The following is a 289-nucleotide window of genomic DNA, read 5'->3' as shown; positions in this document are numbered from 1 at the left end:
ATCTGCAAGGAGCGGGAAAGCCTTCTGCAACTGCGATACAAGATGCTACGCTGCAAACCTTTGAAGCCATTGCGATGGCAAAGGTATCTACATCAGCAGAGGAAGCGCGTGATATGAAGATGCTCCGCGTGAATGACCGGATCAGCATGAATGGTGATCATTTAAGCCATGATGCGAAACAACTCGTTCTTTCTCTTGATGAAGCGGGTTATCGTGCGCCGCTTAAGCAAAAGGTGCCCGTTATGGGGGAAACAGGATACGCAGCGATGGTGCTGGCTGCTGAAAATAT

1 pseudogene is annotated in these 289 nt (G+C 49.5%); it reads left to right on the top strand.

The features are described from left to right. A pseudogene (locus SB775_RS28730) lies at positions 1 to 289 on the top strand (3-hydroxyacyl-CoA dehydrogenase); the annotation flags it as partial.

It is taken from the genome of Peribacillus sp. SIMBA_075 (assembly GCF_046534585.1).
This window is presented reverse-complemented; position numbering and strand designations above follow the sequence as displayed.